Source organism: Cytobacillus firmus (assembly GCF_023715565.1).
GTDB lineage: Bacteria > Bacillota > Bacilli > Bacillales > Cytobacillaceae > Cytobacillus > Cytobacillus firmus_C.
On the sequence record NZ_JAMBOJ010000001.1, the window covers coordinates 39432 to 60146 of the forward strand.

General features: G+C 42.1%; 18 protein-coding genes. 1 reads left to right on the top strand and 17 read right to left on the bottom strand.

The annotated features are described in order from the left end of the window. Positions 1 to 57: 57 nt before the first annotated feature. The 17 genes from ymfI to dpaA form a co-directional block, all read right to left on the bottom strand. Positions 58 to 780, bottom strand: a complete 723-nt coding sequence (ymfI, locus tag M3205_RS00200; RefSeq protein ID WP_251168089.1) for an elongation factor P 5-aminopentanone reductase — start codon at positions 778 to 780, stop codon at positions 58 to 60. A 59-nt stretch (positions 781 to 839) separates the two neighbouring features. Next, entirely contained in the window at positions 840 to 2129 is a 1290-nt protein-coding gene (yfmH, locus tag M3205_RS00205; protein WP_251168090.1) for an EF-P 5-aminopentanol modification-associated protein YfmH, read from the bottom strand. Next, entirely contained in the window at positions 2129 to 3409 is a 1281-nt protein-coding gene (gene yfmF / locus M3205_RS00210) for an EF-P 5-aminopentanol modification-associated protein YfmF (protein ID WP_251168091.1), read from the bottom strand. Before yfmF ends, yfmH begins: the two co-directional genes overlap by 1 nt. Positions 3410 to 3674: 265 nt before the next feature. Beyond that, on the bottom strand, positions 3675 to 4634 hold the full coding sequence (locus M3205_RS00215) for an ABC transporter permease (RefSeq protein WP_251168092.1): 960 nt from the start codon (positions 4632 to 4634) through the stop codon (positions 3675 to 3677). After that, positions 4635 to 5681 carry an ABC transporter permease gene (locus tag M3205_RS00220; protein ID WP_251168093.1) on the bottom strand — a complete coding sequence of 349 codons (1047 nt, stop codon included), beginning with the start codon at positions 5679 to 5681 and terminating at the stop codon, positions 4635 to 4637. Further along, on the bottom strand, positions 5674 to 7209 hold the full coding sequence (locus tag M3205_RS00225) for an ABC transporter ATP-binding protein (protein WP_251168094.1): 1536 nt from the start codon (positions 7207 to 7209) through the stop codon (positions 5674 to 5676). Before M3205_RS00225 ends, M3205_RS00220 begins: the two co-directional genes overlap by 8 nt. A 235-nt stretch (positions 7210 to 7444) precedes the next feature. Continuing rightward, positions 7445 to 8551 carry a BMP family lipoprotein gene (locus M3205_RS00230; RefSeq protein WP_251168095.1) on the bottom strand — a complete coding sequence of 369 codons (1107 nt, stop codon included), beginning with the start codon at positions 8549 to 8551 and terminating at the stop codon, positions 7445 to 7447. A gap of 72 nt (positions 8552 to 8623) precedes the next feature. Then, positions 8624 to 9349, bottom strand: a complete 726-nt coding sequence (locus M3205_RS00235; protein WP_251168096.1) for a GntR family transcriptional regulator — start codon at positions 9347 to 9349, stop codon at positions 8624 to 8626. 425 nt (positions 9350 to 9774) lie between these two features. Continuing rightward, positions 9775 to 12114 carry a DNA translocase FtsK gene (locus tag M3205_RS00240; RefSeq protein WP_251168097.1) on the bottom strand — a complete coding sequence of 780 codons (2340 nt, stop codon included), beginning with the start codon at positions 12112 to 12114 and terminating at the stop codon, positions 9775 to 9777. A 164-nt stretch (positions 12115 to 12278) separates the two neighbouring features. Next, complete coding sequence (locus tag M3205_RS00245) at positions 12279 to 12500, bottom strand: YlzJ-like family protein (protein ID WP_061791018.1); 222 nt, start codon at positions 12498 to 12500, stop codon at positions 12279 to 12281. Beyond that, complete coding sequence (locus M3205_RS00250; protein WP_251168098.1) at positions 12497 to 13249, bottom strand: ClpP family protease; 753 nt, start codon at positions 13247 to 13249, stop codon at positions 12497 to 12499. Before M3205_RS00250 ends, M3205_RS00245 begins: the two co-directional genes overlap by 4 nt. Before the next feature lie 127 nt (positions 13250 to 13376). Continuing rightward, positions 13377 to 15044: a ribonuclease J gene (locus M3205_RS00255; RefSeq protein ID WP_251168099.1), complete on the bottom strand. Its 1668-nt coding sequence runs from the start codon at positions 15042 to 15044 to the stop codon at positions 13377 to 13379. 213 nt (positions 15045 to 15257) lie between these two features. Then, positions 15258 to 16124 (bottom strand): 4-hydroxy-tetrahydrodipicolinate synthase, encoded by an 867-nt coding sequence (gene dapA, locus M3205_RS00260; protein WP_251168100.1) that lies wholly within the window; start codon positions 16122 to 16124, stop codon positions 15258 to 15260. A 128-nt stretch (positions 16125 to 16252) separates the two neighbouring features. Further along, positions 16253 to 17497, bottom strand: a complete 1245-nt coding sequence (gene dapG, locus M3205_RS00265; RefSeq protein ID WP_251168101.1) for an aspartate kinase — start codon at positions 17495 to 17497, stop codon at positions 16253 to 16255. 41 nt (positions 17498 to 17538) lie between these two features. Then, positions 17539 to 18588 (bottom strand): aspartate-semialdehyde dehydrogenase, encoded by a 1050-nt coding sequence (gene asd / locus M3205_RS00270; RefSeq protein ID WP_251168102.1) that lies wholly within the window; start codon positions 18586 to 18588, stop codon positions 17539 to 17541. A gap of 289 nt (positions 18589 to 18877) precedes the next feature. After that, the gene (dpaB, locus tag M3205_RS00275) at positions 18878 to 19477 is read right to left on the bottom strand and encodes a dipicolinate synthase subunit B (protein WP_048008979.1); all 600 of its coding nucleotides are present in this window, start codon (positions 19475 to 19477) and stop codon (positions 18878 to 18880) included. Beyond that, complete coding sequence (gene dpaA / locus M3205_RS00280) at positions 19474 to 20376, bottom strand: dipicolinic acid synthetase subunit A (RefSeq protein WP_251168103.1); 903 nt, start codon at positions 20374 to 20376, stop codon at positions 19474 to 19476. Before dpaA ends, dpaB begins: the two co-directional genes overlap by 4 nt. Here dpaA and M3205_RS00285 point away from each other — a divergent pair. After that, a complete protein-coding gene (locus M3205_RS00285; protein WP_251168104.1) occupies positions 20348 to 20569 on the top strand; it encodes a hypothetical protein in 222 nt (73 codons plus the stop codon). The genes dpaA and M3205_RS00285 overlap by 29 nt on opposite strands. The last annotated feature ends 146 nt before the right edge of the window (positions 20570 to 20715 follow it).

Sequence of the window (20715 nt, forward strand, 5' to 3'; positions counted from 1 at the left end):
TGCATACACATAGACATGACTAAAAAAATATGTGACACTTCTTAGAACGATCGGCAGTTACGTATACCAGCCTCCATTAACTGCCATGACCTGCCCGGTAATATAAGAGGCATTTTCAGAAAGAAGAAAGGAAATGACATTGGCTATGTCTGCAGGCAGGGCAAGCCTGCCCATAGGAATTTCACTTTTTACAGTTTCTAGCTCTTCTTCAGTAAAATCCTTCAGCATATCCGTCTCAACTGCACCCGGGGCAATAGCATTAACCCTCACCCCGTTCAGGGCAACCTCCTTGCTTAAAGCTTTTGCAAATGCAATTTGTGCACCTTTTGCAGCCGAATAAGCAACTTCACAAGCGGCACCCGTCTGGCCCCATATCGAAGATACTAATACGATATTTCCGCTGCCCTTTGATAAAAGTTTCGGCAGAAGCTCTTTCGTCAGGAGAATTGGTGAGGTCACATGAATGTTCATCAGAGCTTCCATTTCCGTTTGCTGTATTTCAGTAAGAAGTCCATATTGAGCTGTTCCGCTATTATGGATAATAGTATCAAGTGAAAATATATTAGAAATAACTTTTTTATACCCGCCTGGTACAGACAGGTCTGCCTGAATCGGAATAAATTCTCCGCCAAAGCTTTGCAGGCGGTCCAGAAGCCTGTTGATCCCCTCCTCATTTTGATTGTAATGCAAATAAAGCGAATAGCCTTCTTCTGCCAGTTTAACGCTGACTGCCTGGCCGATTCCCCCGCTCGCTCCAGTAATTAATGCAAATTTCCTCATTTCATATCCTCCCGAAAAAAGCAAAGCGCCATTTAAAGGCGCTCTGCTGAAACTGCTTTTCATTTCTTAGGGACAACCTGACAAACCGTAAACCGTTCTTCACTTATCAAATTACCAGCCGCTTTTTCCACATCCTCAAGTGTGATGCTTTCAAGAGTCGGCACAACATCAAATAAATCCATTTCGTTAAAAGCATACCGGGTAAATTGGTTAGCGATATATTCCGGTGAATTGACAGCCCGCAGGAATGCACCTATTTTCTTCTTTTTTGTCCGATTAAGTGTTTCCTGTGAAATAGCTCCCTTTTCCCTGGCGTCCAGGAGCATCTTTTGCAGTGCTTCAGCCAAGCGGTCAGGATCGTTTGTGTCTCCGCCAACCATGGCAAATCCAAAGCCTTGCTCCTGTGTATAATCAAAGGAGAATGTGTCATCAATTAAACCTTCACTATACAGTGAGCTGTAATGCTCAGAGCTTTTACCGAAAAAGATATCCAGCAGCACATTTAGGCTCAGCTCATTTTTTAACATTTCTTTGCCGGACTGATTTGCAGTACTGCTCTTTATCCCGACCAGGCACTTTGAGGTCTGTACATTCATCTCAAGAACTTTTTTCTTTTTGGCCGATTCAGAAGGCTCTTCTTCGAATTGGCGTTTGATTTCCGGTATCTCTTTATAATCCTTCTTGCTTTGATTATCCCTCACCTGAGACATAATCTGATTAGGATCAACGGGACCGACAATGAACAGCAGCATGTTGCTAGGGTGGTAGAAAGTCTCATAGCATTCATAAAGCATATCCTTCGTGATATGTGAAATGGACTCGATCGTACCAGCGATATCGATTTTAACAGGGTGGTTCTTGAACATATTTTCTATCAGTCCAAAATATAAGCGCCAGTCAGGATTGTCATCATACATGGTTATTTCCTGGCCGATGATGCCTTTCTCTTTTTCAACAGTCTTTTCTGTAAAATATGGATCCTGCACAAAATCAATCAGCGTTTCAAGGTTCATCTCTACATTGGACGTGCTGGAAAATAGATAAGCTGTCCTTGTGAAAGATGTAAAAGCATTAGCTGAAGCTCCTTGCTTGCTGAATTGCTGGAACACATCCCCGTCTTCTTTCTCAAATAGCTTATGCTCCAAAAAATGTGCAATCCCATCGGGAACTTTTACAAATTCCTCTTTTCCGGGGGGGAGAAAATGATTGTCGATTGAGCCATACTTTGTCGTAAAGGTGGCATAGGTCTTGTTAAAACCCTTTTTCGGCAGAATAAATACATCCAGCCCATTTTCAAGTTTTTCATGATACAGCTCTTCTTGAAGCTGGTCAAAATTGATTTTTTCCATTACTTGCCCGCCTCCTTTCCTGTCAGAAAGTACACAGTATCCATACTGACCTTCTTGGCTATTGCGGCAATTTCCTCTTTTGTTACCTTATCCATTTCATTCATCCAGGTTTGAAGGGTAATTTCTTTCCCTGACACAACATTATGGTAAAGGACCTCGACAATCCCGCGTGCTGTATCAACAGTCTCCAGAAGCTGATTTTTAATGACTGCTTTGGTCTGTTCCATTTCCTGTTCTGTAAAGTCACCATTCTTCATAGCATCCAGTTGCTCTTTAATAATACTCACTGCCTGGTCATAGTTGCTGTTATCGATTCCGGACATCACCATCATTAGCCCTTTATGGCTTTCCAGACGGCTGGCTACGTAGTATGCGAGACTAGCTTTTTCCCGGACGTTCAAGAACAATTTTGAATGAGAAAACCCTCCGAAGATTCCATTAAATACCTGAAGCGCATAATATTCCGGATCACCGTAAACGACATTTGTCCGGTAGCCGATATTTAGTTTTCCCTGCTTCACATCTTGTTCTTCCCGAACTTCGTTTACAGAATCCTTCGTTCTAACAGAGGATGCAGGCGCTGTCTGTGGTGTTCTCTTCTCAAAGGTTAAAAGCTCCCCTGCGTAGGTTTCGGCGTCTGCCTCTTCCACGTCACCTATAACATATAAATCAAGCTCATCCTCCGCCAATGCCTGCTGATAATATTCATAAAGGCTTTGAGGAGTAATATTGTCCACATCTTCTTTCTCGCCATGCACATGCAGTGCATACGGCTCTTCTTTGCACATTTCCTGAACCAGGCGGAAATTGGAATAACGCATTTTATCATCATAAACTGATTGAATACGCTGTATAAGTGTCCTTTTTTCTTTTTCAACTGTATCCTCGTCAAAAGCGCCTTCATGCACATTTGGCTTTGTCAGAATTTCCGCTAAAAACTGGAATGCCTTTTTCAGAAGAGGAGTTGGATCTGAAAGGAATTTTTCGTTCGCGATTTCAACTGATATGGTAATGACATGGTACTCGCCCTTTTTCGCCAAATCGACAAAAAGCGTTGCACCATATAATTCATCAAGGTAAGCCCGAAGCTTTCCGGTTGAAGGGTAGGACGAACTGCTGCTCTGCAATACATGAGGCAGTAGGGATCTTAATGTAACTGTATTCTTTTTAAGTGGGGCTTTCATTTTCCAAACCAGGGTATTGGTTTTATATTTCTCTGTTTTAACCACGTGAAGGTTATAGCCATTCATGGCTTTTACGGATTCAGAGATTATGGCCATGTCTTTTCCTCCTGTCAGTAGATTGATGAGTCAAAAGTAAGGTCAATTGTAAATAGAGGGAGCATCCCCTGTATGTAAACACTTTACTGCTATCTTCTATAATATCCTTTGTAATAAATCATATTCTTACTATACCTTGCCCTATTTCTTTATTTCAAGTTATTGGCTGTATTGGAAGGTTTATATATTTTTTTATAAGTGATGGTTTTAATAATAATATGTACAATAAAAACCCCATTTCCAAAAAGAAATGGGGCTTTTTGTATTAACGTTTTCCCTTGATATAAGGTGTACCAGATGCTTTCGGGGCATCCGCACGCCCGATGAAACCAGTTAATGCCAGAATCGTTAAAACATATGGCGCGATGAGAAGATAGACATTTGGAATATTCTCAAGGAATGGAAGGCTGGAGCCGATAATGCTTAAGCTTTGCGCAAATCCGAAGAACAAAGCTGCGCCCATAACACCTAGCGGATGCCACTTACCGAAGATCAGTGCTGCTAGAGCCATAAAGCCTTGGCCGCTGATGGTTGCATGCCCGAAGTCCGAAGAAATCGATTGTGCGTAAACGCCGCCGCCAATTCCTGCAAGTGCTCCTGAGATTAAAACCCCAATATATCTCATCCTTGTTACATTGATACCCATTGTATCCGCAGCCATTGGATGTTCACCAACCGCCCGAAGCCTTAATCCGAATGGAGTCTTAAACATCACAAACCAGGCAAGGAATGCAACAGCAATGGCCACGAATGAAGTATAATATGTGTTTGAGAAGAACAATTTACCAATAACAGGTATGTCACTCAAAAATGGAATATCCACTTTGCTGAATCCTTTTTGAATGATATCGGTCTGGCCTTTTCCATAAATGAATTTAACCAGAAACAGTGCTGCACCTATTGCCAGAAGGTTAATCGCAACCCCTGACACAACTTGGTCTGCTCTAAAGGTGATAGAAGCAACAGCATGCAGGATGGATAGCAGAGCTCCAACAACCATAGCTGCGAGTAATGCAACCCAAGGTGTCATGCTGCCAAATATATCAACAAATGTAAGGTTAAAAACAATAGCAGTGAAAGCACCAATTACCATTAAGCCTTCTAATCCAATATTTACAACACCGGAGCTTTCTGAGAAGTTTCCGCCCAATCCAGTGAAAATAAGCGGGGCTGCCCAAAGCAAAGTTGATGGAATAATAATTAATAAGATTTCCATTAAGCCCACTTACTTCACCCCCTTTTTGCTAATACGGTCAATAAAGATGCGAATCATATAGCTTGCTGCTACAAAGAACACGATAAGAGCAATGATAATATCAACTAGTTCATTTGGAACTCCAGCTTCAAGCGGCATGTTTAAGGCGCCGACCTTCAAGCTACCGAATAGCAATGCTGCAAAAATAATTCCAATTGGACCATTTCCGCCTAAGAGAGCTACCGCGATTCCGTCAAAACCTACTCCGGTAAAGCCGCCCTTTATGGCTGCATAGCCAAATGTACCCAACGCTTCCATCGCACCCGCAAGTCCTGCAAATGCTCCTGAGATGACCATTGATAGGATGATATTTCTGCTGACGCTCATGCCTGCATATTCAGATGCATGCTGGTTAAAGCCTACAGCACGCAATTCGTATCCCTTAGACGTTTTTTCTAATAGGAACCACATAATAAACACACATGCTAAAGCGATTAAAATTCCCCAATGCAAACGAGAATAATCGGTTAACCCCTCAAGAAAAGGGGAACGCAATGATGCAGACTCTGCAATCATCTCGGACCGGTCACTTTTCTCTGAAAGAACCGTACGTATTATATAGTTGGTTACATGCAAAGCCACGTAATTCATCATGATCGTGACAATTACTTCATGCACTTTAAACTTGGCTTTCAAAAGGCCTGGTATAAATGCCCATAGAGCGCCAGCAGCTGCAGCAGCGAGAACCGCTAGCGGCAAATGGATGAACTTTGGAAGTTCAAATGCAACCCCTACCCAAACAGCTGCAAGCCAACCAACTATCAGCTGTCCTTCAACACCGATATTAAATAAGCCTGTACGGAAAGCAAATGCAACCGCCAAACCGGCAAGGATATAAGGAGTCACCTGTCTGATTACTTCACCAGTATAGTAGATTTCTCCGAAAGCACCGTTCCATAGGGCAATAAATGCAGATCCGGCATTATACCCTGTTGCTATCATAATGATTGTCCCTACTAATACACCGAGGAGAACGGCAACTAGAGGTACGACAATATTCTTCATGCGATTAGACATGGTTTTCGCCACCTGCTTCCTTCCGTTTAGAACCAGCCATCAATAAACCTAATTCTTGTTCAGTAGTTTGTTTCGGGTCAACTACTGCTACAATTTCACCTTCATAAATAACAGCGATACGGTCGCTGACATTCATTATTTCATCCAATTCAAATGAAATAAGCAGCACTGCTTTCCCCTGATCACGCTGTTCAATCAGACGCCTGTGAATATATTCAATTGCACCAACATCAAGGCCACGTGTCGGCTGAGCAGCGATCAGGAGATCCGGATTGCGGTCAATTTCACGTCCGATTATGGCTTTCTGCTGGTTACCGCCGGAAAGTGCCCTTGCAAGTGTATATTCACTTGGTGTTCTGACGTCAAATTCTTTAATAAGCTTTGTTGCTTTACTGTAGATTTGTTTAAAGTTTAGAACACCTTTTTTAGAAAAAGGAGCTTTATAATAGGTTTGCAAAACCATATTTTCCCCGATAGGAAAATCGAGAACTAGTCCATGTTTATGGCGGTCCTGAGGAATATGCCCTACACCTGTCTCCGTAACTTTACGCGGAGTCATATTCGCGATTTCTTTGCCATTCAATTTAATTGAACCGCTTTCAGACTTTCTCAAACCGGTAATCGCTTCAATTAACTCTGACTGTCCATTTCCGTCTACACCGGCAATACCGACAATTTCACCTGCGCGCACATTAAGGTTTAGATTATTAACTACACCCAGTCCCCGTGAATCCTTCACATTTAATCCTTGAATCTCAAGCACCTGATCCTGCGGGTTAGAGTCTGTTTTATCTGTTTTAAAAGTAACTTCCCTTCCCACCATTAAACTGGCAAGTTCATTCGGGTTGGTTTCAGTGACATTTACTGTTCCGATTCCAACTCCTTTGCGGATAACTGTTACCCGATCACACACTTCCATTATTTCTTTCAGCTTATGAGTAATCAGAATAATAGATTTGCCTTCCTGAATCAGAGTTTTCATAATCTGGATTAACTCTTTAATTTCCTGAGGAGTCAGAACAGCAGTAGGTTCATCAAAAATAAGGATTTCAGCACCCCGATAGAGAGTCTTTAAGATCTCCACCCGCTGCTGCATTCCTACTGAAATATCTGAAATTTTAGCCTGAGGGTCAACAGCAAGTCCATATCGCTCGGATATCTCCCTCACTTCTTTTTCAGCCTTTTTAATATCTATTTTTCCACCTTTGGTTGTTTCTTTTCCTAGAATAATATTTTCAGTGACAGTGAAACGGTCTACGAGCATGAAATGCTGGTGGACCATTCCGATGCCCAAGTCGTTTGCTATATTAGGATCTGTAATGCGCACAGGTTTTCCTTTAACTTTGATTTCACCCTTTTCAGGCTGATATAGGCCAAAAAGGACGTTCATCAACGTTGACTTGCCTGCTCCATTTTCGCCAAGCAGCGCATGAATTTCACCTGGTTTCAGCTGAAGCGTGATATTATCATTCGCAACAATTCCAGGAAACTCCTTGCGAATGTTGAGCATTTCAATAATATAATCCATTTGTTTCACTCCTTGCTCAAAATATAAGGAAATCATTAGTAGTAAGAGGTCAGACCTTGGAATTTCTTAGAAAAACTTGGCCCAAAGGCCAAGCTCCTAAATAATATAAAAAATTATTAATGCATTAAAACTCTAAGTGAAATACAGAAACTATTCTGTCCTTCAATTAAACTTTTAATTTCTATAAAAAAGGAATAAGAGGCCGCAGTGCACCCTGCTTATTCCTTAATTTTATTTATTCAACTGAGAAGGAAGCCAGTTCATCTTTTGAAGATGGAACAGTCAGGTCACCATTCTTAATCTTTTCCTGCCATTCTTCAACTGCACCTTCGATTTCTGCTTTTGTTGATACTTCCGGGTTGATAGGAGCAAGGCCTACACCGTCTTCAGCCAATCCGTAAGTAGTTGTTTCTCCACCAGGGAAATTGCCGTCTTTAGCTTTAGTAGAAAGGTCCTTAACAGCATTATCTACACGCTTTAGAGCAGATGTAAGAATTACATTGTGCTCTTTGCCATCGATTTCAACTACACCTTCAGCTGTCTGATCTGAGTCAACACCAATTGCCCAAAGTTCTCTTGCCGGATCTTTCTTTTTAAGGTCACGGGCTTCCTTGAAAAGACCGTTCCCAGTTCCGCCGGCAGCGTGGAAGATTACATCAACGCCAGAAGAGTACATTTTAGAAGCAATTGTCTGACCTAATTCAGCTTTATCAAATGCTCCAGCATATTGTACCTCTACTTTAATATCAGGGTTTACCGCTTGAACACCAGCAAGGAATCCAGATTCAAAACGCTCAATAACCGGAATTTCCATACCGCCGATGAAACCAATTTTGTTTTCTTTAGTTGCATTTGCTGCAGCAACACCTGCAAGGAATGCAGCTTCCTGCTCTTTAAACATGATGCTTGCTACGTTCGGCTGATCTACGACCGCATCAACGATTCCGAAATGAGAATCTTTTTGCTGCTGAGCAATCTCATTGATTGCACCTTCCATTAAGAAACCGATTCCAAAAACAAGATCAAAGTCCTGACGTGCTAATGTATTAAGGTTTGTAGAATAGTCAGCATCTGACTGTGATTGAAGATAGTCAAATCCGCCTTTTCCTTTTTCAAGTCCATTTTCTTCACCAAATGCTTTTAAACCTTCCCAAGCAGATTGGTTAAATGATTTATCATCTACACCACCGACATCTGTTACCATCGCTACAGAGAATGCTTTTTCTTTATCGTCTCCGCCAGCTGTTTCTCCGCCTTTTTCTTCACTTTTGCCGCAAGCACCCAGAATTGTTCCGGCAGCAAGAACTAAAGATAGCGCCAATCCAAATTTACGCTTTTTCAAGGTTGGTACCCCCTAAGAAATTGTTTTTGCATTAGCGGAATGAATGATTTTGTTTTCGTGCATCCCAAAAAGCTAAATTCTCTTCCTGAGAACATGGAAACTGAACTTATCAGCTCTGAAATAATTAACGGAATAAAGAATCGGTGTATCCGATTCATCAAAATGCATTTGCTTTAAAACAAGCAGTGCAGTTTCCGGGTCACATTCCAGAATAGGGGAAATTTTCTCGTGATAGCCAATAGGCTCTATTTGGGCCACAGCATAAGTGATTTTCCGGTTTGCCTCCTCTTCAAGCATGTTGAGGATCGACTCTTGTTCGTGGGAAAATGTATCCGGAAGAATATTCTCAGGAACTTTATCCACACAATAAACGACCGGTTCACCATTGGCTGTTCTAACCCGCTCAATCACGGCAATTTCCTGGTCTACAGCACATGAGAATCTGCGGATATCATCTTCAGTCGGTCCCAAAGTTACAGAACTCAGGAAAACGGTTCCCGGCTTCATCCCTGCCTGCAAAATCATGTTTGTGACACTATTAAGCTGTTCGATGCCGGATGTAAACAGCGGCTTTGCATTGACAAAGGTGCCTACACCGTGACGGCGTATGATGACGTTTTCTTCTTCAAGAATGCGCAGCGCCTCCCGCAGTGTAGCTCTGCTTACACCAAGCTGTTTGGCAAGATCAAATTCAGACGGAAGCTTTTCTTTTTCTTTATAAACTCCATCTTCAATGTCTTGTTTTAATCGATCGATGACTTGCAAATATAAATGCCGGTTATCTGACTTAATAGACATGCAGGGTTCCTCCAACTTCAGTTCTCAAGACATCAGACCTCTGATGTTCAATCATTCCTACTAATCGAAAATACTATAACACTTTTTACCCAATAAAGAAATAGAAATTTATCAATTTGTCGAAAAAAGGTGAAAAGATAAAAATGTTTGTGAATCCCTCTATACCAATTATCTTTTTCTGGTATAATACTACTTTGAAAACGATTACATTTTAGGTTTCTGTACCGAATTCACCGGTTAAAAAACCCTGTTTTGCAATGAGTTGAAAGTACCATACCTCTTTCATTTTATGTAAGCGCTTTTAGTAGTATGGCATATTCAACTGTTTTTTTATCATCCTTTCTTTTTAGGCATTATCTTCTAGGTACATAAAAAAATGGCCGTCCGCAGACAGGCCATTTTTTAATATGCCATGCTTATTAATATTAAGAACTTGCTTCCTCTGAAGGTTTGCCCTGGAGCACAGATCTTGGCTTGCTGCCTTCATAAGGACCGACAATCCCCCTTGCTTCCATTTCATCGATCAGCCTTGCTGCTCTCGTATAGCCAATTCTGAATCTTCTCTGAAGCATGGAGACAGAAGCAGTCTGCATTTCCAATATCAATTCAACAGCTTCTTCATAAAGATCATCATCCACTTCTCCTGTAGCTTCCGGAATATCCTCCGGAATCATTTCTTCCTGATATTGCGCCTTCTGCTGGCCGATGACGAAGTCCACTATCTCTTCAACTTCTTCATCTGACAGGAAGGCTCCCTGTACACGGACTGGTTTTGAAGCACCAACAGGAAGGAAAAGCATATCTCCTCTTCCCAGCAGTTTTTCCGCTCCGCCCATATCCAGGATGGTTCTTGAATCTGTCATTGATGAAACAGCAAACGCAATTCTTGAAGGTATATTTGCTTTAATTACACCTGTGATAACATCCACTGACGGACGTTGAGTTGCGATTATTAAATGGATGCCTGCCGCCCGTGCCATTTGAGCAAGGCGAGTGATTGCGTCTTCCACATCGGAGGATGCCACCATCATTAAGTCTGCAAGCTCGTCCACAATAACAACAATATACGGCAGGAGTGGCTGCTGCGCCTCCTCTTCTGCATTATGCCTTTTTACATACTCATTGTAGCCTTCGATATTCCTTGTGCCAGTATGTGAGAACAGCTCATAGCGCCTTTCCATCTCACTGACAACTTTCTGCAGCGCTTGAGCAGCTTTCTTCGGATTTGTCACAACCGGTGCCAGTAAATGAGGCACCCCATTGTAAACATTCAATTCGACCATTTTAGGGTCAATCATCATTAATTTTACTTCATGTGGTTTTGCCCTCATCAAAATGCTGGTAATGATTCCGTTAATACAAACACTCTTTCCGCTGCCTGTCGCGCCAGCAACAAGAAGGTGGGGCATTTTATTGAGTTCTGCAAGGACAGCTTCTCCGGTTATATCACGGCCCAGCCCGATCATAAGCTTGGAGTCCGGCTTGTCATTTTGTTTGGATTCAATTACTTCTCTTAGAGAAACCATTGCCACTTCTGAGTTAGGGACTTCTATACCAATAGCTGATTTACCCGGAATAGGTGCTTCTATCCGGATATCCTTAGCTGCCAGTGCCAATGCCAAATCATCATTCAGACTAACGATTTTGCTTACCTTTACTCCAACATCCGGATGAACCTCATATTTTGTAACAGCCGGACCTAAATGAACCTGTGTCACCCTTGCTTTTACTCCAAAACTCTGAAATGTTCTTTCAAGTTTAGCAGCATTCGCGTGGATTAGCTCATATTCACCGCTTTGATCAGTTTGCCTTGGCAGTTTTAAAAGTCTGATAGGAGGCAGCTCGTAGTCTTTGTTTTCCACTTCTGTAAACGTGATAGGTGGCGCATTTTCGTCCTCCGGCTCTGTGACAGCCTTTTCCTGTGGCTGATCAGCAGCCGCAGCCCGGGGATCCTCCTGATATGCTCTTTCGGCAAAGCTTGAAATAATAGGTTCGGGAGTTGGTTCAGATACCTGTTCGGTAGAATTATTGATCGTTATTACCGTTTCACTTTCTTCTTCCTGCTGAAGAGCATGCTGCTCTTCTTCTCTTCTTGACTGCCTTTCTTCTCGTCTTTCTCTGCCTTTTTGTTTCCATTCTTTCATATCATTTATAAAAGCAGCCCATTGTTTCTTGCAGAAATTAAGAACTGCAGCCATCATTTTCCCTGCTGCATCTCCAAACGTTTTTCCAGTGATAAGAACAAAACCGATAATAATTAATAAAAAAGCTACAATTTTTGATCCTGCTTCATCAAAAAGATAATAAAAGAGGGCGAAAAAAATAGCCCCTAGCATTCCTCCGCCTAAATCGGTTGTGCTTGTTTCTCCCCGGACTTCCATCCGGAATAACTCCCACGTATTGGCTATTACACTCGGATCATCAAACTTTCCTCCATTTGAGAGAAGCTGAAATAATGTTACATGACTCAACAGCAGCAGGGAGCTTATGATGAGATAAATACCGATTAATTTCGTGTGGAATAGATAGGGAAGTGCCCTCTTCCACATCAGATAGCCTGAAAAAATAACAAGTCCAATCAGGCTGAGCATGTACCATTCTCCCATAAAAAAACGGAAAAAAAGCACCATTGCATTCCCTACCGCTCCGAGCCTGGCAATTGATATTACCGCAAGTGCCAGCAAAATCAAGGCAATTAGTTCAAATTTCATTGTCCGTTTCAACGTTTCGTTCTTTTTAGATTTTCTTTTCTTTCTTTTGGCCATATTATCACCTTATCATTGTACTTATTAACAGCATCATCCAAATTCTAATATGTAATACATCATGTCTATTATGAAAGAAGAAGCAGCCATTTTTTGGCTGCTTCTAAAGTTACTTTTATTATATCATAACGATTCTAAATTAAGTTGTATTTTGAAAGGATTTATCAGCTTAACTGCGTTAAAGTGATCATGGAACCTGGAGTGTATCTTTCATCCATATAATGGGTGGGATCACTGCTCATGATTCTTAAAATGCGACATTCCTGTCCTGCATTCATTTCAACCAGAAGAGGGATTCCTTCATATGAGACAATTTTCTGCTTGCTGAAATCGTCCTGCTCATTTTGGTAAATGAGTTCTTGCGGCATCATTGTATAAAGGATCATTGAACCATCACTTCTTCTTTTGGTTTATTCATATCAATCAGCTCATTCAGCTTTCCGAGCGCAGGCCCGACACCGCCTACTTCATCAATGAGTCCATATTCAACAGCATCCCTGCCGACCACATTCGTCCCTATATCCCTGGTTAGGTTACCCTTATCAAACATCAGATCTTTGAATTTCTGTTCTGATATATTGGAATGCTTTGTTACAAAATTAATTACCCGATCCTGCATTTTATCCATATACTCAAACGTTTGCGGCACACCGATTACCAGGCCGGTCAGCCTAATAGGGTGGATGGTCATCGTAGCTGTTTCAGCAATAAAGGAATAATCGCATGATACCGCAATAGGCACACCAATTGAATGGCCACCTCCAAGTACAATAGAGACTGTTGGCTTGGACAGTGAGGCAAGCATTTCTGATATCGCCAGCCCGGCCTCCACATCGCCGCCAACAGTATTCAAGATAACCAGAAGACCTTCTATTTTTGGGTTTTGCTCAATCGCAACGATCTGAGGGATCAAATGCTCATATTTTGTTGTTTTATTTTGAGGTGGAAGCTGAAGATGCCCCTCCACCTGTCCGACAATGGTCAAGCAGTGAATTTTGGAATCCTGTGACAGCTGCGGCACATTTGTTTGTCCAAGCTGCTGAATTTTTTCCATAAGGGCAGAAGGTTTATCCTCTTTCGGCTGTTCTTGCCCTTCTCCTCCCTCATTACTGGTATTTTTCAAATCGTTTTCCATCCTTAGTTCTCCCTTCAAGCAATATATTGTTAGTATGAACGCGTGAACATTTTTCATGCGCATTATTGCCTGAGGTTCAAAAGCAAAAAACACAGCCCATCAGTCGATGCGGGCTGTGTTCTGACTGTTATCCCTCCATAAGAATCGGAAGGATCATTGGTCTTCTTTTTGTTTTTTCATAAAGATACTGATTCAGGCTGTCACGCATATCCTGCTTAATTCCTGACCAGTCAAATACATCTCTGGCAAGGTTCTGCTCTACCGCTTCTCTTACTATTTTTACAGCTTCCTCAAGAAGCTTTTCTGATTCCCTGACATACACAAATCCTCTTGTAATGATTTCAGGGCCAGCTGAGATTTTCTTCTCTTTTTTATTAAGAGTAACTACCACCAATAAAACACCATCCTGAGAAAGCAGCTTTCGGTCTCTTAAGACAATATTACCGACATCGCCGACACCAATTCCGTCAATCAGGACATTACCTGATGGAATTTTCCCTCCAGGTCCGATTGTGCCATCCTTGATCTCTGCTATATCGCCTTTATTCGGGATAAAAATTTGTTCGCTTGATATTCCGCACTCTAAAGCAACTTTTGCATGAGCTTTCAGCATTCGGTACTCCCCATGAACAGGTATGAAGAATTTGGGACTCATCAGATTAATCATAAATTTAAGTTCTTCCTGGCTGCCATGGCTCGATGTATTAAAGGTTCCCTTTCCTGAAATTACTTCAGCACCAGCCCTAAACAGCATATCAATCGTTTTGAAAATAAATACCTCAGTGCCTCTTAATGGTGATGCAGCAAGCAAAACAGTATCGCCGTGTTTTATATTGACATGTCTGTGAGACTGCTTCGCCATTTTTTGAAGTGCCTCAATCGGCTCTCCCTGTGTACCCGTGGTAAGAATCACGATTTGGTCATCACTGTATTTGCTGATTTCGGCAACAGGAATAATCAAATCTTCTCCTACCTGTAAATATCCGAGCTGCAGAGCAATGTCATAGATTCTCTGCAGACTTTTGCCGACCACTGCCACTTTCCTGCCTGTTTCAATCGCTGCATCAAAAATATGCTGTATTCGAACTAAGTCAGATGCAAAGGAGGCCGCAATGACTCTCCCTTTAGCAGCATAAAATGCAGCTGTCATCTCTCTGGCCACCTTCGATTCCGAACTGGTGTAGCCTGGTTTTTCTGCTTCGGTACTGTCAGATAGAAGACAAAGAACTCCTTCTTCCCCTAAGCGCGCCATTTTGCCGATTTCAGGTTTGTATAACTCAGTCGCTGCCTGATCGAATTTAAAGTCGCCGGTATACACAATTGCACCCTCTGATGTATGTATGGCAACACCGACACTATCCGGTATGCTATGGCCCGTTCTAAAAAAGGTTACATCTGCCGAATCAAATTCAACTCTGGTATCTGAATTGATTTCAATAAAATGTGCCTTGCCTTTGTATTCCTGTTCCTTCATTTTTGCTTTGGCCAGCGCCAGAGTCAGCTTTGTTCCGTAAACAGGTACATTGACCTTTGCAAGCACATAAGACAGTCCACCAATATGATCCTCATGTCCATGTGTCAGAAAAATCCCTTTTACTCTTTCCTTGTTTTGAACTAGATATGTAACATCCGGTATCACGATATCAATTCCGAGCATTTCATTTTCAGGAAACATTAACCCGGCGTCGATAACATATATATCCTCGTCCACCTCTGCCAAGTACATATTCTTCCCAAGTTCTCCGACTCCTCCAAGTGCTGCCAGCTTGATGCTTTCATTCTGTCTTTTTTTCAATGTATTATCCTCCCATGCATGTTCAGCCGATCAAGATCAGTTATCCATATTATACTTGAAGTCTTAAAACCATGACAACCAAATTTATACATAGGCTTTTTTTGAGCATTCCCGATGCTTTTTATAATAATAATCTCTGGTTTTGGGCGTCATAAGTCCCTCATATAAAAAATAAAAAACCAACCAGCAGTACACTGGTTGGCAAGCTTACAATTATTTAAATAGGGCAGCAACTGCACTGCGTTCCTGTTCTGTTAGCGGAACCATCGGGAGACGGACAGATCCGACATCCAGCCCTTTAAGCTGCAGTGCTGTTTTAACAGGCACCGGGCTTGGGGCAGCAAAAAGCCCTTCCATGATCGGAAGAATTTTTTGATGGATTTTCGCTGCTTTTTCATTTTCGCCATTCAGGTAAGCTGTGATCATTTCTTGCATTTCTTTTCCTATTACATGAGAAGCAACAGACACAATTCCAGTTCCGCCAATTGCCATACATGGGAGAGTAAGCCCGTCATCACCGCTGTATAGCATAAAGTCATCATCCGTATTAGCAATAATTTTGGCCATTGCATTCAGATCTCCGCTTGCTTCTTTCACTGCAGCGATGTTAGTGATTTCGGAAAGGCGGATGATTGTTTCCGGCAGAATATTCACGGAAGATCGTCCCGGAATATTATAAACCATTACCGGGAGGCTCGTGCTTTCCGCAATTGCCTTGAAATGCCGGTAAAGCCCTTCCTGATTTGGTTTATTGTAATATGGTGCTACGATCATGATCGCATCAACACCAATTTGCTCTGCTTTTTTCGTTAATTCAATCGATTCATACGTGTTATTGCTTCCCGTGCCGGCAATTACAGGCACCCGTTTGTCTGCTGCTTTCACTGCATGTTTGAATAATGCCAGCTTTTCCTCTTTTGTCAGTGTTGGCGACTCCCCTGTTGTCCCGGCAACAACTAAAGAATCTGTACCGTTTTCAATAAGATGATTGATTAGCTGTGTCGTCTTAGGGAAATCAATATGTCCCTTATTATCGAATGGTGTTACCATAGCTGTTGATACTCGGCCAAATAGAACCATGTTTACACTCCTTGCAGATGTTTAAAAGATCAGGAAGGAACGGGCGGATCTGCCGCATAGGATACAAAACCCGTCGTTAACCGCTGAATGGCTTTCTTCCCCTTTTTAAACATGTTATTTTTCAATATTTAAATGTCTGTTCTCTCGTATTCAGCTAAATCTTCTTCCAGGCGGAAAGCATCGTGCAATGCATTAACAGACTTTATCAAATCTGCCTGCTTTACCAGGACCCAGATTGTTGTGTGGCTGTCTGCTGACTGCAGAATACGGATTCCCTGCTCGGACAATGCCGTAACGATCCGCGAGGCCACCCCGGGAACACCCTGCATCCCAGCTCCGACAACCGATACTTTCGCACACTCTCTTTCAACCAGCGGATCATGACCAAGGCCCTTTAAAATACTAATGGCTTTATCGGTCATTTCTTCGGTAACCGTGTAGTTGACGCCATTTGGATATATATTGATAAAGTCAACACTGATTCCCTGGTTAGCCATGGCTTTAAAGACTTCAGACTGCAGATCGTATTGGTCTTTCTTAGCAAGGACCTTTATTTGTGTCACATTGGAAACATGAGCTATTCCAGTTACCGAACGCTCTTTAATATCTGTTCCACGTCTGTTCTTATTCAAAGTTGTGACAAGCGTGCCGAGACTGTCGGAGTATGTTGAACGGATTCTGATCGGAATTTTGGCCTGCATGGCAATTTCGACTGCCCGGGGATGAATGACCTTGGCACCCTGATACGCCATATTGCAGACCTCTGTGTAAGTGACCACTGATAATGGGCGAGCATTTTCAGCAATACGCGGATCAGCGGTCATAATGCCTTCCACATCAGTAAAGATATCTATATACTCCGCATTAAGGGCTGCTCCAAGAGCCGCTGCAGAGGTATCACTGCCGCCCCTGCCGATTGTTGTGACATCACTAGTTTTTGATGATCCCTGAAATCCTGCAACCACGATGACATCATGATTTTCAAGCTCTTTCAAAAGCCTGTCGCATTTCATATCGATAATTTTTGCGTTAGTATGATCATTATTCGTTCTAAACCCTGCCTGAGCTCCAGTCAGAGCGGCTGCAGTGATTCCATGCACATTTAGCATGTTTGAAAAAACAACACTGGAGATGACTTCGCCGCAGGATAAGAGCAGATCCGTTTCGCGTTTGCTGATTTTGGTATTATTGCCTTCTACCAGCGAAAGCAGTGTATCGGTTGCATATGGATCTCCTTTTCGTCCCATTGCAGAAACAACGACAACAACTTTGTATCCATCTGCCAGCGCTTTTTTGATATGCCTAGCAGCATGCTCACGGCTACTCTCGTCACGGACTGATGTGCCTCCATATTTTTGAACGATGATTTTCATTAAAACACCTCTAACCTCTCAACATGAAGAGAATACGATAACTATTTCACTATTCCCAGATTAATTAAACTTTCGGCGATCTGCACTGAATTCCATGCTGCCCCTTTAAGAAGGTTATCAGAAACTACCCACATATGAAAGCCTTTATCTTCATCCAGATCTTTGCGAATACGGCCGACGAACACATCATTTTTACCGACACAATCAGCTGGCATTGGGTAAATTTGATTTTCCGGATCATCCTGCAGGACAACTCCAGGTGCGTTTTCCAGAAGGGTCTTTACTTCGTTTGCCTTAACACTGTCTGATTCCACTTCAAAATATAGGGACTCTGAGTGTCCGGTTGCCACTGGAAGACGCACGCATGTAGCAGCCACTTGAAGCTCCGGCATATGCATGATTTTCTTTGTCTCATTGATCATTTTCATTTCTTCGTACGTGTAGCCATTATCCTGAAATTTATCAATTTGCGGGATTGCATTGAATGCAATTTGATAATGTCTTTTATCGCCCTTTACAGGAAGAATTGACGGCTCATACTCTTCGTTATTTAAAATGGCTTTTGTCTGCTCATTAAGCTCTTGAACTGCAGCTGCTCCAGAACCTGAAACTGCCTGGTAAGTAGAAACAATTACTTTTTTCAAGCCGAATTTCTCTTTTACCGGCTTTAGCGCAACAACCATTTGGATTGTTGAACAGTTTGGATTGGCGATAATGCCATTATGCTTATGAAGGTCATCTTCGTTTACTTCAGGTACAACAAGAGGCACATTTGGATCCATACGGAAAGCACTTGTGTTGTCAATCACAATGGCACCATGTTCGACAGCATGTGGGGCCAGTTCCTGTGAAACGCTTCCTCCTGCGCTGAATAGTGCGATGTCCACGCCTTTAAAGCTCTCTGGCTTCGCTTCTTGAACCGTATACTCCTGGCCCTTGAAAGCTACCTTTGATCCGGCGGAACGGGCAGATGATAAGAGGGTTAATTGAGTGATCGGAAAATCTCTGTTTTCAAGTGTTTGAATCATTTGCTGGCCAACTGCACCAGTTGCTCCAACTACCGCGACATGAAATCCTTTTTTCTGTTCCAAATTTCTTTTCCCCTTCCAATACCATTATATTTTTCTAGCAAAGTTAGTTTTTAGTGAAAAACAATAGCCCAAAATTCAATAGAACGGCAGCCAAAATCAATTGGCAGCCGTTTTCCTGCCTGATTATAAAGATGGCAGGCTTCCATTTATATTAACAGCATATTGTTCATACTCCAAGAGGTTAACATTATTTTAAACAGACCTTAGAGGTTGGTTATCATAATAATCTTTATTTTAACATATTCGTTCACTAAAGGACTAAAATTTTTGCTAGAAAAAATAGGGGGGGCTAATTATCGTCTTTATATCTTTCAACTAAAACCGGCTGAAGCTGTTTACCTTCCATGGCATGAAGCACTGTATCAGATAATGCTGTCATTCTTGCCACCATTGAGTTCGGTTTCTTCACAGGATCATCCTGGCCATATGGAATAAAATAAATATTTTTCGTTGCCATTAATCTCATTAAGTTTACTCCATTTAAACCCAATGCATCATTTGTGGATATTCCCAGCACGACTGGTTTACCGTTTCTTAAAGTTGCCTTTGCCGCCATCAGAACAGGCGAGTCAGTCATCGCATTGGCGAATTTGCTCATCGTATTTCCGGTAAGCGGGGCAATCACCATACAATCAAGAGGGATCTTGGGTCCCAGCGGCTCCGCTTTCACAATCGAATCAATCACTTTATGTCCAGTCAAGTCTTCAATTCTTTGAACCCAGTCTTCCCCTTTTCCGAATCTGGTCTCAGTGCTCTTTACTGTAAAGGTGACGACCGGAAGCACTTCAGCCCCGGCAAGAACAAGCCTTTCTATTTCCGGGAACACTGCATCATATGTGCAATGCGATCCAGTTAATCCGAATCCGATTCTTTTTCCTTTCAAACTCATATTGTATTCCCCTTTCTCTTTTGCAAATCTTCCTTAATCAATTGAGAAAGAACATTCGCCAGTATTTGCCCGGCTGTTTTAGGAGCAACGATTCCTGGCAGGCCAGGAGCGAGCAGTGCTTTTACTCCCCGTTTTTCTGCGTAGCGGAAATCGGTTCCTCCAGGCTTTGAAGCCAGGTCAATGATAAGCGTATGTGTCGGCATCTTCGATATAACGGACGCTGTTACAACTAAATGGGGAGCTGTGTTTATGCAAATATCAACATCTTTTACAGCATCCTCAATTTCCTTCAGGTTAAATGGAGTTAAGCCCATTTCCGTTATCCGGGCGATGTGCTCACTTTTTCTCGCCCCCACCTTTACTTTTGCACCAAGTGCATGAAAGGTTCTTGCAACACTCATTCCAACTCTGCCAAGGCCAATAACGACAATGTTAGAACCATGAATAGTGAAATCTGTATGCTGGATTGCCATCATAATGGTTCCTTCAACTGTTGGAATGGAATTATAAATAGCTACATCATCACGTTCAAATAATTGAACAAGACGGCGGTCCGCCGATTTGGTTACTCCGGTTAAATATGAATTGGTTATGCCCGAATAAACTGTACAGTGGGCCGGAGTCTGGGAGAGGATTTCCTCTTCAAAAGTTACTTTTTCATTGGAGAAAATCGTTTCAATCTGCCCCTCCAGACCCGTTCCGGGAACAGGCAGGATAATTGCGTCTATATTGGTAAAGTCCACTTCATCTATTTTTTCTTTTACCGCGCCTGAGAACGCGTGATCAAGTTGCTCAAAACCAATTAATGCCAGCTTTGCATCAAGCTCGGTCAGTTTACGGATGATTTCAAGCTGCCTTGCATCACCACCGATGACTGCAATTTGGGTTCCTGTCAGCATGCAACACTCACCTTCTTTTTTCTTTCTTTTTAAGAAAGCATTTATTTTTGAAGCCAACAACTTCATGACTCCTGGTAAAAAGTATCCTCGCACCGGCAACGCCGCTTTACTAAGCAGTTGCAAAAGCCAGCAATTGCAAACAGTTTTATCTTTAAAAGAAATGGCGTTAGAATTGGGCCGGCAAATCAATTAATAACCATAAGGGAATTGTTGTAATGAACTACTTCAACATCTTATGTATGAACGGGGTAATAGGTGAGTTTTCCACTTAAAAGAAACTGTGGCAAAGTTGGAAGGGATTTATTAAGGGATTGAGGAGATAATATGAAACTCCAATCA

What these genes read in the sequence shown, in the direction of transcription:
- ymfI (WP_251168089.1), bottom strand. Translation starts at nt 780, where the DNA reads ATGAGGAAATTTGCATTAATTACTGGAGCGAGCGGGGGAATCGGCCAG.
- yfmH (WP_251168090.1), bottom strand. Translation starts at nt 2,129, where the DNA reads ATGGAAAAAATCAATTTTGACCAGCTTCAAGAAGAGCTGTATCATGAA.
- yfmF (WP_251168091.1), bottom strand. Translation starts at nt 3,409, where the DNA reads ATGGCCATAATCTCTGAATCCGTAAAAGCCATGAATGGCTATAACCTT.
- M3205_RS00220 (WP_251168093.1), bottom strand. Translation starts at nt 5,681, where the DNA reads ATGTCTAATCGCATGAAGAATATTGTCGTACCTCTAGTTGCCGTTCTC.
- M3205_RS00225 (WP_251168094.1), bottom strand. Translation starts at nt 7,209, where the DNA reads ATGGATTATATTATTGAAATGCTCAACATTCGCAAGGAGTTTCCTGGA.
- M3205_RS00235 (WP_251168096.1), bottom strand. Translation starts at nt 9,349, where the DNA reads ATGTCTATTAAGTCAGATAACCGGCATTTATATTTGCAAGTCATCGAT.
- M3205_RS00240 (WP_251168097.1), bottom strand. Translation starts at nt 12,114, where the DNA reads ATGGCCAAAAGAAAGAAAAGAAAATCTAAAAAGAACGAAACGTTGAAA.
- M3205_RS00245 (WP_061791018.1), bottom strand. Translation starts at nt 12,500, where the DNA reads ATGATCCTTTATACAATGATGCCGCAAGAACTCATTTACCAAAATGAG.
- M3205_RS00250 (WP_251168098.1), bottom strand. Translation starts at nt 13,249, where the DNA reads ATGGAAAACGATTTGAAAAATACCAGTAATGAGGGAGGAGAAGGGCAA.
- dapA (WP_251168100.1), bottom strand. Translation starts at nt 16,124, where the DNA reads ATGGTTCTATTTGGCCGAGTATCAACAGCTATGGTAACACCATTCGAT.
- dapG (WP_251168101.1), bottom strand. Translation starts at nt 17,497, where the DNA reads ATGAAAATCATCGTTCAAAAATATGGAGGCACATCAGTCCGTGACGAG.
- dpaB (WP_048008979.1), bottom strand. Translation starts at nt 19,477, where the DNA reads ATGAGTTTGAAAGGAAAAAGAATCGGATTCGGATTAACTGGATCGCAT.
- M3205_RS00285 (WP_251168104.1), top strand. Translation starts at nt 20,348, where the DNA reads ATGACTGCAATTTGGGTTCCTGTCAGCATGCAACACTCACCTTCTTTT.
- dpaA (WP_251168103.1), bottom strand. Translation starts at nt 20,376, where the DNA reads ATGCTGACAGGAACCCAAATTGCAGTCATCGGTGGTGATGCAAGGCAG.